Source organism: Micromonospora sp. WMMD737 (assembly GCF_049179055.1).
GTDB lineage: Bacteria > Actinomycetota > Actinomycetes > Mycobacteriales > Micromonosporaceae > Micromonospora > Micromonospora reichwaldensis.
This window is the reverse complement of record NZ_JBMHMH010000001.1, coordinates 7445001-7459396: the sequence shown is the minus strand read 5'-3', so window position 1 is coordinate 7459396 and position 14396 is coordinate 7445001. Positions and strand designations below refer to the sequence as shown.

The 14396-nt window shown below is 72.5% G+C and carries 12 protein-coding genes and 2 rRNA genes (1 of these 14 only partly in view); 1 reads left to right on the top strand and 13 read right to left on the bottom strand.

The window, feature by feature from the left end:
• Position 1: 1 nt before the first annotated feature.
• The 8 genes from ACN27A_RS33070 to ACN27A_RS33035 form a co-directional block, all read right to left on the bottom strand.
• The gene (locus tag ACN27A_RS33070; RefSeq protein WP_421458321.1) at positions 2-868 is read right to left on the bottom strand and encodes a hypothetical protein; all 867 of its coding nucleotides are present in this window, start codon (positions 866-868) and stop codon (positions 2-4) included.
• Between the two features lie 61 nt (positions 869-929).
• Positions 930-1871, bottom strand: coding sequence for a copper transporter (locus tag ACN27A_RS33065; RefSeq protein WP_421458320.1), 942 nt, complete (start codon positions 1869-1871; stop codon positions 930-932).
• Positions 1872-1898: 27 nt separating this feature from the next.
• Positions 1899-3077, bottom strand: a complete 1179-nt coding sequence (steA, locus tag ACN27A_RS33060; protein WP_132234430.1) for a putative cytokinetic ring protein SteA — start codon at positions 3075-3077, stop codon at positions 1899-1901.
• Between the two features lie 119 nt (positions 3078-3196).
• A complete protein-coding gene (gene recN, locus ACN27A_RS33055; protein ID WP_421458319.1) occupies positions 3197-4954 on the bottom strand; it encodes a DNA repair protein RecN in 1758 nt (585 codons plus the stop codon).
• Positions 4955-5068: 114 nt separating this feature from the next.
• The gene (locus ACN27A_RS33050; protein WP_132234434.1) at positions 5069-5986 is read right to left on the bottom strand and encodes an NAD kinase; all 918 of its coding nucleotides are present in this window, start codon (positions 5984-5986) and stop codon (positions 5069-5071) included.
• 40 nt (positions 5987-6026) lie between these two features.
• Positions 6027-6887: a TlyA family RNA methyltransferase gene (locus tag ACN27A_RS33045; protein WP_421458318.1), complete on the bottom strand. Its 861-nt coding sequence runs from the start codon at positions 6885-6887 to the stop codon at positions 6027-6029.
• Between the two features lie 21 nt (positions 6888-6908).
• Positions 6909-7208 (bottom strand): hypothetical protein, encoded by a 300-nt coding sequence (locus tag ACN27A_RS33040; RefSeq protein WP_421458317.1) that lies wholly within the window; start codon positions 7206-7208, stop codon positions 6909-6911.
• 28 nt (positions 7209-7236) lie between these two features.
• A complete protein-coding gene (locus tag ACN27A_RS33035; RefSeq protein WP_421458316.1) occupies positions 7237-7863 on the bottom strand; it encodes a hypothetical protein in 627 nt (208 codons plus the stop codon).
• Between the two features lie 114 nt (positions 7864-7977).
• On the opposite strand from ACN27A_RS33035, the gene ACN27A_RS33030 reads away from it, so the two are divergent.
• Entirely contained in the window at positions 7978-8316 is a 339-nt protein-coding gene (locus tag ACN27A_RS33030) for an SCP2 sterol-binding domain-containing protein (protein WP_132234479.1), read from the top strand.
• A gap of 191 nt (positions 8317-8507) precedes the next feature.
• Here ACN27A_RS33030 and ACN27A_RS33025 read toward each other — a convergent pair whose 3' ends face one another.
• The 5 genes from ACN27A_RS33025 to ACN27A_RS33005 all read right to left on the bottom strand — a co-directional run.
• Positions 8508-9524: an HAD-IIA family hydrolase gene (locus ACN27A_RS33025; protein WP_421458315.1), complete on the bottom strand. Its 1017-nt coding sequence runs from the start codon at positions 9522-9524 to the stop codon at positions 8508-8510.
• Positions 9521-10462 (bottom strand): tetratricopeptide repeat protein, encoded by a 942-nt coding sequence (locus ACN27A_RS33020; protein ID WP_421458735.1) that lies wholly within the window; start codon positions 10460-10462, stop codon positions 9521-9523. The genes ACN27A_RS33025 and ACN27A_RS33020 overlap by 4 nt, the downstream gene beginning before the upstream one ends.
• Entirely contained in the window at positions 10396-12168 is a 1773-nt protein-coding gene (locus tag ACN27A_RS33015) for a hypothetical protein (protein ID WP_421458760.1), read from the bottom strand. Before ACN27A_RS33015 ends, ACN27A_RS33020 begins: the two co-directional genes overlap by 67 nt.
• Before the next feature lie 140 nt (positions 12169-12308).
• Positions 12309-12425 (bottom strand): 5S ribosomal RNA (rrf, locus tag ACN27A_RS33010).
• A gap of 87 nt (positions 12426-12512) precedes the next feature.
• Positions 12513-14396, bottom strand: a 23S ribosomal RNA gene (locus tag ACN27A_RS33005); it runs 1224 nt beyond the window's last position.

Below are 14396 nucleotides of genomic sequence, written 5' to 3'. Positions count from 1 at the left end.
GTCAGTCGGCGCGCCGGCCCAGTGCGTCGAGCTCGCGCAGCCCGGGGGTGCGCTGGATGACCTGGGTGAAGCTGACCTTCTCGCTGGCCGCGGTGAGGCCGGCGAGCACGGCGAGCAGCCCGGCCCGCCCGACGGGCCCGGTACGCGCGGCCAGCGCCACGCCGAGCAGCGCGCCGAGCGCGTTCGCGCCGCTGTCGCCGAGCATCACGTCCTCGCCGAGGTCGGCGGGGAGCAGCCCGGCGGCGGCGCCGACGGCACCGGCGGCGATCCCGCCGTGCGGGCCGCCGGCCAGCGGGGCGCCGAGCAGGAGGCCGGACTTCAGCGCCCGGCCGGGGCGCAGGTCCAGCAGGTTGAGCAGGTTCGCGGTGCCGGCGATGACGCCGGCGCCGAGCAGCACGTCGACGCCCCGGCCCAGCGCGCCCTGCCGCTGGCGACGCCGGTGCCCGGCGACCCGGGGGTCGGCGGCGAGCAGCGCGGCGGCGCCGAGGCCTGCGGCCCCCACCCCGACGACCTTGACCAGCCCGGCGGTGACCCGGCCCTCGCGCAGCGCGGCCAGGTGCCCGGCGAACCCCTTGGCCGCCTTCTGCTCCGGCCGGGTGCCGACCACGTCGTCGTAGAGCCCGACCGCCCCGGCGCCCACCCCGGCGACCAGGGCCGCTGCTCCCGACGGGCCGCTGGAGGCGCCGAACGCGCCCGTCGCGGCGGCACCTGCGGCGAGGGCGGGGCCGGCGGCCAGGCTCACCGTGCGGCCGCGGAAGTTGGTCCGCTCCAGCGCGGGCCCCGCCGGTGAGGTGCGCACCTCGCGCAGGGCGTAGCGGGCGGCGGCGACGCCCGCGCCGGCGATCAGCAGTCGACCGAGCAGGCTCACGCGTGTCCCTCCCGCCGTACGTCGGCGGGGCGGGATCCGGACAGCGGGGTACGTCGTTCGCTCACTGGGGCAGTCTAGGCAGCAGGGACGACGCGTTGTCGCCGACACCGTACTGTCCGGCCTTCTTCTCGGTGACCTGTTGCACCAGCGCGAGGGCGGTGACCAGCTGGCCCTGGTTGGTGTTGGCGTTGTCGACGGTGGAGATGGTCTGCACCAGCACCGGGTCGCTCCGGACGGCGGCCACCAGGTTGCCCCCGGCCGAGCCGTTGCCGCCGACGACGATGGTGCCCGCCTGGTCGAACTGCTCGGCGACCTTGAGCACCGCCTCGTCCTTCTTCGCCGAGTCCTTGTCCACGTACGGCTGCCCGCTGACCACGACGACGGCCTCCGCGGAGGCGCTGACCCGCTCCTGGGTGGTGAGGTAGTTGGCGTTGGTGTACGCGGCCAGCACCGCCCGCCGGTCGGCCTCGCTGACCGGGGTCGCGCCGGGCGCCCGGTCGAGCAGCACGCTGGCCAGCAGGGCGGTCGACGTCTCCACCCCGTGCCCGTTGCCGGGCAGCCCGGCGGTCGGGGCGCTCGTGGGGCGCGCGGCGGTGACCGCCAGCTCCAGCAGGTTGTTGTTGTTGTCCGGGTTGATGAACTTGTCCTGCAGGTCGATGCGACCGGTCACCTGGGCGCCGGCGAGCTGGAGCATCTTGACCACGCCTTCGGTGTGGTCGCGTCCGGTGGGCAGGCTGACGACCAGCACCCGCTTGCCGGTCAGCGTGCCCGGCAGGACGACCTCCGCGATCTGGGCGGCGAAGTCCTCCTCGAGCTCGAGCTCCTTCTCCATGCTCTGGACCGCCTGGCGCATCTGCTGGTTGTCCTTGCGCAGCGCGTTGACGTTCTCCTTGAGCGAGTCGGCCACCGGGCCGTTGAGGGCGGCGGTGCCGACCACGAGACCGATCGCCAACGCGAGGAATACCGCGGTCAGGGACACCACGTGGTACCGGAAGTTGATCACACCTGTCGCCTCTTGGTCGGGGGGACGCTAGAAAAGCTGTTCGAGCTGGAACACGAAATTGTTCCACCACTCGGAGACCACGCCCAAGTACGCCTTGCCGACGGTGGAGACCGCCACGGCCGACGCCATCGCCGCGATCGCGGAGAGCACCAGCAGCAGCAGCGACGACCCGGAGATGCTCTGCCGGTAGAGCCGGCTCACGCCCTTGGCGTCGACCAGCTTGCCGCCGACCTTGAGCCGGGTCAGGAACGTGGAGGCCATCCCGCCCCGGCCCTTGTCGAGGAACTCGACGAGCGTGGCGTGGGTGCCCACGGCGACCAGCAGCGAGGCGCCCTTCTCGTCGGCCAGCAGCATGGCCAGGTCCTCGCTGGTGGCCGCCGCCGGGAAGGTCACCGCCGGCACGCCGAGGCCGTTGACCCGGGCCAGGCCGGGGGCCCTGCCGTCGGGGTAGGCGTGCACGATCACCTCGGCGCCGCAGCGCAGCACGTCGTCGGTGACCGAGTCCATGTCGCCGATGATCATGTCCGGTGTGTAGCCGGCCTCCACCAGCGCGTCGGCGCCGCCGTCGACGCCGATCAGCACGGGCTTGAACTCGCGGATGTAGGGACGCAGCACGTCCAGGTCGGCCTTGTAGTCGTAGCCGCGCACCACGATCAGGCAGTGCCGCCCCTGCATCTCGGTCTGGATCTCCGGCACGCCGACCCCGTCGAGGAGCAGGTCGCGCTCCTGGCGCAGGTAGTCCATCGTGTTGGCGGCGAACGCCTCCAACTGGACCGAGAGCCCCTCCCGGGCGTCGGCCATCGACTTGGCCACCGACTCGGCGTCCTGGAGGCTGCCGTGCGCCACCGGCTCGTCGCCGAGGAAGACGGTGTTGCCCTCGATCCGGACGGTGTCGCCCTCGCGGATCCGCTCGAAGACCCCCTCCCCCAGGTCGTCCAGGAGCGGGATGCCGGCGGCGACCAGCACCTCGGGCCCCAGGTTGGGGTAGCGGCCGGACACCGACGGCTTCGCGTTGAGCACGGCGCCGACACCGACGGCGACGAGCGAGTCGGCGGCGACACGGTCGAGATCGACGTGGTCGATGACCGCGATGTCACCGGGGCGGAGCCTGCCGACCAGGCGTTTTGTCCGGCGGTCGAGGCGCGCGGTGCCGAGGATCCTGCCCGGTTCCGCGTTCCGGGTCCGGCGCAACGTGGGTAGACGCATCGTGACCATCCTGGCATGTGAGGCAGGCAATTCTGTCGCGACATGCCTGAGCAGGGTCGCCTACCCAGGGAAGCACACCAACGCGCAGGCCGGTGTGCCTGTGCTCACAATCGCCGACCTCACGGGCGCCTTTCCCGGGCCGCCACGGCGAGAAGCTCCTCGGCGTGCGCGATACCCAGGTCGGAGTCGGGCAAACCCGCGAGCATCCGGGCCAGCTCCCGGGCGCGCTCGGTGTCCTCCACCACCCGGACCCCGCTGGTGGTGACCGCCCCACCCGTGTCCTTCGCCACCACCAGGTGCCGGTCCGCGAACGCGGCCACCTGCGGCAGGTGGGTGACGACCAGCACCTGGTGGCTGCGGGCCAGCCGGGCCAGCCGCCGGCCGATCTCGACCGCGGCCTGGCCGCCGACCCCGGCGTCGACCTCGTCGAAGACCAGCGTGGGCGGCCCGCCCGAGCCGGCGAAGACCACCTCGATGGCGAGCATCACCCGGGACAGCTCACCGCCGGAGGCGCCGCGCTGCAACGGCAGCGAGGGCGCGCCCGGGTGGGCCAGCAGGCGCAGCTCGACCTCGTCGCCGCCGTCCGGGCCGACGCCGACCTCGGTGCCGTTGACCGGCAGGGTCGGCTCGGCGCGGCCGGCCGCGCGGGGCAGCACCGCCACCTCGATCCGGGCGTGTGGCATGGCCAGCCCGGCCAGCTCGACGGTGACCTGCTCGGCGAAGCGGGTCGCCGCCTCCTGCCGCGACGTCGACACCCGGCCGGCCAGGTCGGCCACCTCGCCGGCCAGCCGGGAGGCCTCCCGGTCCAACTCCTCCAGCAGGTCGTCGGAGGTGTCCAGGTCGGCCAGCCGGGTGCGGGCGTGCTCGGCCCAGGCGATCACCCCGTCGACGTCGTCGGCGTACTTGCGGGTCAGCGCGCGCAGCGCGGCACGCCGCTCGTAGACGGTCTGCAACCGGGCCGGGTCGGCGTCCAGCGCGGCGAGGTAGGCCGACAGCTCGGCGGAGACGTCCGTGACGAGGGTCGCCGCCTCCTCCAGCCGCCCCGCCAGCTCGCCCAGCGCCGGGTCCGTGCCGGCCTGCGCCTCCAGGGTGCGGCGGGCGGTGCCGAGCAACGCCGCCGCGTCCGGCGTCTCGTCGGTCGCCTCCACGCCGCCGGCCACGCACTGGTGGGCCACCTGCGCCGCGGTGCGCAGCCCTTCGGCGTGCTCCAGCCGCTGCGCCTCCGCCTTCAGCTCGTCGTCCTCGCCGGGCTGCGGGTCCACCCGGGTGATCTCGTCGAGGCCGAGCCGCAGCAGGTCCGCCTCCTGGTTGCGCTCGCGGGCGTTGCGCCGCCGGTCGGACAGGTCGTCGACCACCGCGCGCCAGCGGGCGTAGGCCTCGCGCAGCGCGTCGAGCAGCTTCTCGTGCTCCGGGCCGGCGAAGCGGTCCAGCGCGGCCCGCTGCTCGGCCGGCCGCAGCAGCCGCAGCTGGTCGGACTGGCCGTGCACGGCCACCGCCTGCTCGCCCACCTCGCCGAGCATCGACACCGGCATGCTCCGCCCGCCCAGGTGCGCCCGGGAGCGGCCCTCCACGGTGACGGTGCGGCTCAGCAGCACCGAGCCGTCCTCGTCGGGCTCGCCGCCCGCGTCGGTGATCCGCGCGTGCACGGTGGCGGCGACGCGGCCCGCGAGCCGCAGCCGGCCCTCGACCACCGCCCGGCCCGGCTGGGCGCGCACCCGCCCGGCGTCGGCCCGCCCGCCGAAGAGCAGGCCGAGGCCGGTGACCACCATGGTCTTGCCCGCTCCGGTCTCGCCGGTGATGACGTTCATGCCGCCGGTCAGCGGCAGCGTGGTGTCCTCGATGACGCCCAGTCCGGTGATGCGCAGCTCTTCCAGCACAGCAACCGACAGTAGACGCGGCCCCCGACACTTGACCAGCCGGCGTGCGCACGCCGGTGCGTCCGTCCGCCGACACCCCGCCGGGGCGGCCCGCCGGCGCCGGCAGGACCCGGGTCAGCGGCGGTTGCCGCGCCAGCCGTGCACGGGCAGGTCGAACTTCGCCACCAGCCGGTCGGTGAACGGGCGGTCCCGCAGCCGCACGACGCGCACCGGCAGCGCGCCGCGCCGCACGGTGACCCGCGCCCCGGGCGGCAGGTCGTAGACCCGTCGGCCGTCGCAGGACATCACGGCGAGGGTGGTGAACGGGTCGACGGTGATGACGAACGTGGAGGTGGGCGCGGTGACCAGCGGCCGGCTGAACAGCGCGTGCGCGCTGATCGGCACCAGCAGCAGGGCCTCCACCTCCGGCCAGACCACCGGCCCGCCGCCGGAGAACGCGTACGCCGTCGAGCCGGTGGGGGTCGCGCAGACCACGCCGTCGCAGCCGTACCGCGACAGCGGGCGGCCGTCCACGTCGACCATCAGCTCCAGCATCTGGGCGCGCTCGCCCTTCTCGACGCTGATCTCGTTGAGCGCCCAGGACTCGATGGTCGGGCCCCCGTCGAACTCGGCGGTCACGTCGAGGGTGAGCCGCTCGTCGACGGTGTAGTTGCGCTCGACCACGTCGCGTACCGCGCTGTCCAGGTCGTCGATCTCGGCCTCGGCGAGGAAGCCGACCTTGCCGAGGTTGATGCCGATCAGCGGCACCTTCTCCGGGCGGGCCAGCTCCGCCGCGCGCAGGAAGGTGCCGTCCCCGCCGAGCGCGAAGACGATCTCCGCGCCCTCGGCCGCCTCGAGGCCGGTCACCGGGACCACTCCGGGCAGGTCGAGGTCGTCGGCCTCCTCGGCCACGACCCGCACCTCGAAGCCGGCCGAGATCAGGTCGGCGGCGACGGCGCGGGCGTGCTCGGTGCTGCGCCGGCGACCGGTGTGCGTCACCAGCAGCGCCGTGCGGCTCACCGGGACGGCCGTCCCGTCGCGACCGCGCGGCATCCGCGCGGCACGCCCGCGACCGCGGGGCTCGCCAGTCCACTCACCCGGCCACCTCCTCCGTCGCCGCGTCCGGCTGGTCGCCGGACGGCACCGGGCCACCCGGCCCGGCGGTCACCACCGCGCGCACCCGCTCCGGGTCCGCCGGGGGTGCGTCCCGGCGTAACCATACGAAGAACTCGACATTGCCGCTCGGCCCGGGCAGCGGACTCGCGGCCACGTCGGCCAGGCCGAGGTCGAGCCGGGCCGCCGCGGCGGCCACGTCGAGCACGGCCTCCGCGCGCAGCGACGGGTCCCGGACCACCCCGCCGGCGCCCACCCGCTCCTTGCCGACCTCGAACTGCGGCTTCACCATCAGCGCCAGGTCGCCATCGGGCCGGGTGCAGCCGGCCAGCGCCGGCAGCACCAGCCGCAGGGAGATGAACGACAGGTCGGCGACCGTGAGGTCGACCGGGCCGTCGATGACCTCGGGCGTCAGCGTACGGACGTTGGTGCGCTCGAGGACCCGCACCCGGGAATCGTTGCGCAGCGGCCAGGCGAGCTGCCCGTAGCCGACGTCGACCGCGACCACCTCCGCCGCGTCGGCGCGCAGCAGCACGTCGGTGAAGCCGCCGGTGGAGGCTCCCGCGTCCAGGCACCGTCTGCCGGCCACGGTCAGCCCGCCCGGGGCGAAGGCGGCCAGCGCGCCGGCCAGCTTGTGCCCGCCCCGGGAGACGTACTCCGAGCCGGGGTCCTCGCCGGTGACCAGGAGCGGATCGGCGGGGTCGACCATCGCGGCGGGCTTGCGGGCCGGCACCCCGCGCAGCTGGACCCGGCCGGCCTCCACCAGCGCGGCGGCCTGCTCCCGGGACCGGGCCAGCCCGCGGCGGACGAGTTCGGCGTCCAGCCGGTTACGACGTGCCATGCGTGGTTCTTCTCCGGTCGGTCAGGTCTGGTCGATGGTGGCGAGGGTCTCCCGCAGCGTCTCGTACGCCGCCTCGTACTGCGCGATCTGGTCGGCCGGGGCGAGCGTCGCGGCGTTGGCCATGGCCCGTACGGCGGCGTCCACGGCGGGATGCCGGTCGTCGCCGGGATCCTCGGCGGACTCCGGCGGAGCGGGGCGCGGGCCCGGTCGGGCGGCGGGCGGCGGACCGGGGCGGAACGCGCCGGTCGCGGAGCCGTGGCCGGCACCCGGCGGGCCGGGGCGGGCGGCGGGCGGCGGGCCGGGCCGGAAGGGGCCGCTCACGACCCGCTCCCCGTCAGGGGCGGGTACATCACGCCTCGTCCTCCGGCGGCCGCTTGCGGGCCGGTGCCTTCTTCGCCGGCCGGACCGGCTCCGTGGTGCCCTCGGTCGGGGCGAGGGCCGACGGCGTCCGCTTGGCCACCGCCTTCTTCGCCACGGCCTTCTTCGCCAGCGCCTTCTTCGCGACGGCCGGCCTCGCCACCGGGGCGGAGGCCGCCGAGGTCGGTACGGCCGGCTCGGCCGCGCCCGGGGCGGGCGACGGCCCGGTGCCGGCGGGCACCGGGTGCGCCGACGCCTCGGTGCCGGCGGGCACCGGCGCCCCCGGACCGGCTGGCACCGGCGGGGCGCCGAGGGTCGCCTTGGCGTCCCGGAGCTGGCGCTCGAGCTCGTGCACCCGGCGGGTCAGCTCGGCGACCTCGTCGGCGGTGGCGAGCCCCACCGCGCCGAGGGCCCGGTCCACTTCGAACCGCACCAGCTTGGTCAGCGACTCCCGGTTGGCCGCGCCCGTGGACACCAGCTCCTCGGCGAGGGTCTGCAGCTGGGCGGCGGTCGCCCCGCCCGAGCCGACGACCCGGCGAACCGCGTCCTGGGCCTTCTTCCGGGGCGCCTCCGTCAGGCCCATGGCCAGCTCGAGGTAGGCGCGCCACGCGTCCTGCATGCCTGTTTCCTTCCGCGGGGCGGGGGTGTGCAGGTGCCACGCTACCGGGCACCCCGCGACGCCCTGTGCGGTACGGTGCCGGGGACGGCGTGGCGAGCGGTGAGGGGGGCGATGGTGGCCAGCGTGGACGAATGCCGGCAGGCGTTGCGGGATCTGGCGGCCCGGCTGGACCGCAACGCGGAGACGGTGCGGGAGAAGGTCGACTTCGACCGGACGCTGGCCTGCCGGATCACCGACCTGGAAACCGCCTTCCACGGCCGGCTCTCCGGCGGGCGCCTGGTCGACCTAGCCGACGGCGACGACCCGAAGGCCAAGATCGCGCTGAGCACCGGCAGCGACGACCTGCTCGCACTGGTCCGCGGCGAACTCGACATCACCCGCGCGGTCACGTCCCGGCGGGTGTCGATCAAGGCCAACCCGCTCGACCTGATGAAGCTGCGCAAGCTGCTCTGAGTCAACCCGCGCGGGGCTCGACCCGGGAACGCGGGCGGCCGTCAGCGGGAGGAGTTCGTCGGCGGACGTCAGCCGGATGAGTTCGGCGTCGGCGGCCGTCAGCGGGATGGAGTCTGGCGTCGGCGGCCGTCAGCGGGATGGAGTCTGGCGTCGGCGGCCGTCAGCGGGATGGAGTCTGGCGTCGGCGGTCGTCAGGCGGACAGGCCGAGTTCGGCCAGTGCCTTCTCCGCCTCGGCCGAGCCGGGACGGATCCGCGCCGGCCGCGTCGACCAGGCGGTCGCGCAGAGCGCCGCCAGGGCGTCCAGCACGCGGCCCGACCCGGTCAGCTCCAGCGCCTCGTCCCGCGCCTCCACCGACCATCCGCCGGCGTCCGCCGGGCCCGGGACCCGCACCACGGCCGCCGGGTCGAAGAGCCCCGCCAGGTCCATCGAGACGTACGTCGGCCTGCGGGGCGGCGGGGCGGCGAGCAGCTCGGCCGCGTCGCTCACGCCGGTGAGCACCAGCAGGCTGTCCAGGCCAGCCCGCCGGGCGCCCTCGATGTCGGTGTCCAGCCGGTCGCCGACCAGCAGCGTCCGGCCCTCGCCGGCACGTCGGGCCGCCGTGGTGAACAGGGCCGGCTCGGGCTTGCCGACGACCACGTCGGGATCCCGGCGCAGCGCGGTGCGCAGCACGGCGACCAGGGCACCGTTGCCCGGCAGTGGTCCGCGGTCGCTGGGCAGGGCCGGGTCCGTGTTGGTGGCGACCCAGGTCGCGCCGCCGCGTACGGCCACCGACGCCTCGGCCAGGTCCGCCCAGCAGACCTGCGGGCCGAACCCCTGCACCACCGCGACCGGCGACTCGTCGGCCCGGGACACCGGGGTCAGCCCGACCGCGCGCAGCTCGGCCCGCAGAGCCTCGGTGCCGACGACCAGCACCGCGGCACCGGCGGGAAGCTGGTCGCGAAGCAGCTCCGCGGCGGCCGCCGCCGAGGTGAGCACCTCCTCGGGCCGGGCGGGCACGCCCATCCCGGTGAGCAGGTCGGCCACCTCGCTGGAGCGGCGCGAGGCGTTGTTTGTCGCGTACGCCACCGAGCGCCCCTCGGCGTGCAGCCGGCCGACTGCCTCGACCGCGCCGGGGACCGGCTGGTCGATCAGGTAGATCACGCCGTCCAGGTCGAAGACGACCAGGGCGTACCCGTCGACCAGCCGTTCCCCGGCACCCGTCGTCATCGCTGCGCGGTGTCCGACTCGCCGGAGGCGTTTGGTTCGCCACCGCCGGTGGCGGCCCGGCTGTCGTCGCCGCGCGTACCGGCCGCGACCCTGTCCGCCTCGTCGTCGGCCAGGTCGTCGTCGGTCAGGTCGTCCGACGGCACCGCCGCGACTGCGGCCTCGTCCTGCTCGTCGTCTTCGCCTTCGTCCTCGTCCTGCTCGTCGTCCTCGTCGGCGTCGGTCGGCTCCGTGTCGTCGGCGAGGTCGGCGTCCGGCCGGGCCGGTACCGCACCCGGGGCGCCGGGGCCGGAGGCGATCGCCTCGGCGGACTCCTCGTCCTCCTCGTCGCCCTCGATCACCACACCGTCGAGCTCCAGCAGCCGCTCGGCGGCGTCGGTCTCGCCCTCGGTGTCGACGTCGGCAGCCCGGGAGAACCACTCGCGGGCCTCGTCACGACGACCGACCGCGAGCAGCGCGTCGGCGTACGCGTACCGCAGCCGGGCCGTCCACGGCTCGGCCGTCTCGCTCGTCAGCTCGGGGACCTGGAGCATGGCCACGGCGGCGTCCTTCTGGCCCAGGTCGCCGCGCGCCCCGGCCGCCACGATCAGCAGCTCGGTCGCCACGGCCTGGTCCAGCTTCTCCCGGTCCGCGCCACGGAACAGGTCGATCGCCCGCTCGGGCCGGCCCAGCGCCCGCTCGCAGTCCGCGAGCACGGCCAGGTGGCTCTGCAACCCGCTCATCCGGTGGTACGTACGCAGCTCCGCGATCGCGGTCTGCCACTCCCCCGCGTGGTACGCGGCCAGGCCGACCGCCTCGCGGACGGCCGCGATCCGGGACGCCAGCCGACGGGCTGCCAGCGCGTGTGCCAGCGCCTCGGCCGGGTCCTCGTCGATCAGCTGGCCCGTCGCCACGAGGTGCCGGGCGACCGTCTCGGCGACCGGCTTCGCCAGCGAGAGCAGCTCGGCCCGGACGTCCTTGTCGAGGTCGGTCGCGACGATCTCGTCGGGCAGCGCGGGGGCCGCCGTACGCTCCCCCTCCGCCTCGGGACGCTCCCGCCGCTCGTCGCGACGCTCTCCGCCCCGGAAGCCACCCTCACGACGGTCCCCCTGGCGGTCACCGCCCCGGTAGCCACCTTCGCGGTCACCGCCCCGGTAGCCGCCTGAACGGTCGCCACCCTCGCGACGGTCGCCGCCACGGAAACCGCCCTCGCGGTCACCGCCCCGGAAACCACCCGGACGATCGCCGCCCTCGCGACGGAACCCACCTTCACGGTCACCGCCCCGGAAACCACCCGGACGGTCGCCACCCTCGCGACGAAAGCCACCCTCACGGCGGTCGCCGCCACGGAAACCGCCCTCGCGATCACCGCCACGGAAGCCACCCGGACGATCGCCGCCCTCGCGACGGAACCCACCTTCGCGGTCACCGCCCCGGTAGCCGCCTGGACGGTCGCCACCCTCACGACGGTCGCCGCCACGGAAGCCGCCCTCGCGGTCACCGCCACGGAAACCGCCCTCGCGGTCACCACCGCGGAAGCCACCCGGACGGTCGCCGCCCTCACGACGGAAGCCGCCCTCACGGCGGTCGCCGCCACGGAAACCGCCCTCGCGGTCACCACCGCGGAAGCCACCCGGACGGTCGCCACCCTCACGACGGAAGCCACCCTCACGGCGGTCGCCGCCACGGAAACCGCCCTCGCGATCACCGCCACGGAAGCCACCCGGACGGTCGCCACCCTCACGACGGAAGCCACCCTCACGGCGGTCGCCGCCACGGAAACCGCCCTCGCGATCACCGCCACGGAAACCACCCGGACGGTCGCCACCCTCACGACGAAAGCCGCCCTCACGCGGCGGGCCCGAACGGAAACCACCCTCACGGCGGTCACCGCCACGGAAACCACCCTCGCGATCGCCACCGCGGAAGCCACCCGGACGGTCGCCACCCTCACGACGGTCGCCACCACGGAAACCACCCTCACGATCGCCACCGCGGAAGCCACCCGGACGGTCGCCGCCCTCACGACGGTCGCCACCACGGAAACCACCCTCGCGGTCACCGCCACGGAAACCACCCGGACGGTCACCGCCCTCACGACGGAAACCGGCCTCACGCGGCGGGCCCGAACGGAAACCACCCTCACGACGGTCCCCACCACGGAAACCGCCCTCGCGATCGCCACCACGGAAACCACCGCCCGGACGGTCGCCACCCTCACGACGGTCGCCACCGCGGAAACCGCCCTCACGCGGCGGACCCGAACGGAAACCACCCTCACGACGGTCCCCACCACGGAAACCACCCTCGCGGTCACCGCCACGGAAACCACCCGGACGATCGCCACCCTCACGACGGTCGCCGCCACGGTAGCCGCCGGATCGCTCGTCACCGTCCCGACGGAAGCCACCCTCGCGGCGGTCGCCGCCCCGGAAACCCTCACGGTCGCTGCGGAAGCCGCCCTGGCGGTCGCCGGCGTCCCGACGAGGGGCGCCACCACCGCGGGAATCACTGTCACGCGGACCGGACCGGAAGCCGCCCTCTCGGCGGTCGCCACCACGGGAGTCGCCGTCACGGCGGTCGCCGCCGGCGTATCCGCCGCGCTGGCCGCCCCGGTCCTCGCGGTACGGGGGCCGGTCGTCGCGGCGCGGCGCTCCCTCGCGTCCACCCGAACGGTCTTCGTAGCGACGGGGACGATCTCCGCCCTGCGATCCTGAACTCACAGGTACATCCTTCCTCATTGCGTCACCTACGACGCTACGCAGTCGAGGGCCGACCCGGATGGGGCGGCCCTCGACTGGAAAAGTTGTCCGGCGGTGTCCTACTCTCCCACACCCTCCCGAGTGCAGTACCATCGGCGCTGGAGGGCTTAGCTTCCGGGTTCGGAATGTAACCGGGCGTTTCCCCTCCGCCATGACCGCCGTAACTCTATCAACATATCAAACAACACCACACCACTCGTGGTCTGTTGTTCGTTTGCTGTGAGTTGCACAGTGGACGCGTAGCAGCTTGGTAGTCAAGTCCTCGGCCTATTAGTACCGGTCAACTGAACCCGTTACCGGGCTTACATTTCCGGCCTATCAACCCAGTCGTCTAGCTGGGGGCCTTACCCCACAAAGTGGGTGGGATACCTCATCTTGAAGCGAGCTTCCCGCTTAGATGCTTTCAGCGGTTATCCCTTCCGAACGTAGCTAACCAGCCGTGCCCCTGGCGGGACAACTGGCACACCAGAGGTTCGTCCGTCCCGGTCCTCTCGTACTAGGGACAGCCCTTCTCAAGTATCCTACGCGCACGGCGGATAGGGACCGAACTGTCTCACGACGTTCTAAACCCAGCTCGCGTACCGCTTTAATGGGCGAACAGCCCAACCCTTGGGACCTGCTACAGCCCCAGGATGCGACGAGCCGACATCGAGGTGCCAAACCATCCCGTCGATATGGACTCTTGGGGAAGATCAGCCTGTTATCCCCGGGGTACCTTTTATCCGTTGAGCGACACCGCTTCCACTCGCAAGTGCCGGATCACTAGTCCCGACTTTCGTCCCTGCTCGACCTGTCAGTCTCACAGTCAAGCTCCCTTGTGTACTTGCACTCAACACCTGATTGCCAACCAGGCTGAGGGAACCTTTGGGCGCCTCCGTTACCCTTTAGGAGGCAACCGCCCCAGTTAAACTACCCACCAGACACTGTCCCTGAACCGGATAACGGTCCGAAGTTAGATACCCAAATCAACCAGAGTGGTATTTCAAGATTGCCTCCACCCATACTGGCGTACAGGTTTCACCGGCTCCCACCTATCCTACACAAGCTAATTCGGATACCAATGTCAAGCTATAGTAAAGGTCCCGGGGTCTTTCCGTCCTGCCGCGCGTAACGAGCATCTTTACTCGTAATGCAATTTCGCCGGGCCTGTGGTTGAGACAGTGGGGAAGTCGTTACGCCATTCGTGCAGGTCGGAACTTACCCGACAAGGAATTTCGCTACCTTAGGATGGTTATAGTTACCACCGCCGTTTACTGGCGCTTAAGTTCTCCGCTTCGCCCCGAAGAGCTAACAGGTCCCCTTAACGTTCCAGCACCGGGCAGGCGTCAGTCCATATACATCGAATTACTTCTTCGCATGGACCTGTGTTTTTAGTAAACAGTCGCTTCCCCCTGCTCTCTGCGGCCATACAACGCTCCACCCGCGCGGGGCTTCACGTCTCCGGCCCCCCTTCTCCCTAAGTTACGGGGGCAATTTGCCGAGTTCCTTAACCACAGTTCGCCCGATCGCCTCGGTATTCTCTACCTGACCACCTGTGTCGGTTTGGGGTACGGGCCGCTAAGAACTCGCTAGAGGCTTTTCTCGGCAGCATAGGATCACTGACTTCACCTGAATCGGCTCGGCATCACGTCTCAGCCCTCATGGTGTGCGGATTTGCCTACACACCGGCCTACACGCTTACCCCGGCACAACCACCGGCCGGGCTCAGCTACCTTCCTGCGTCACCCCATCGCTTGACTACTACCCGCCAGGTTCCCACGCTCCCCCAGTTCGGTCCGAAGACCTCCCCAGGTTCGGGTGGTTAGCACAACGAGGTTCATCACGGGCGCTCTTTCGCGGGTACGGGAATATCAACCCGTTGTCCATCGACTACGCCTCTCGGCCTCGCCTTAGGTCCCGACTCACCCAGGGCGGATTAGCCTGGCCCTGGAACCCTTGGTCATCCGGCGGAAGGGTTTCTCACCCTTCTTTCGCTACTCATGCCTGCATTCTCACTCGTGCCGCGTCCACAACTGGGTCACCCCGCTGCTTCACCCCCGGCACGACGCTCCCCTACCCATCCACACACCTGCACAACACATCAAGGCGTTGCGTGGTTAAAATGTGAATGCCACAGCTTCGGCGGTGTGCTTGA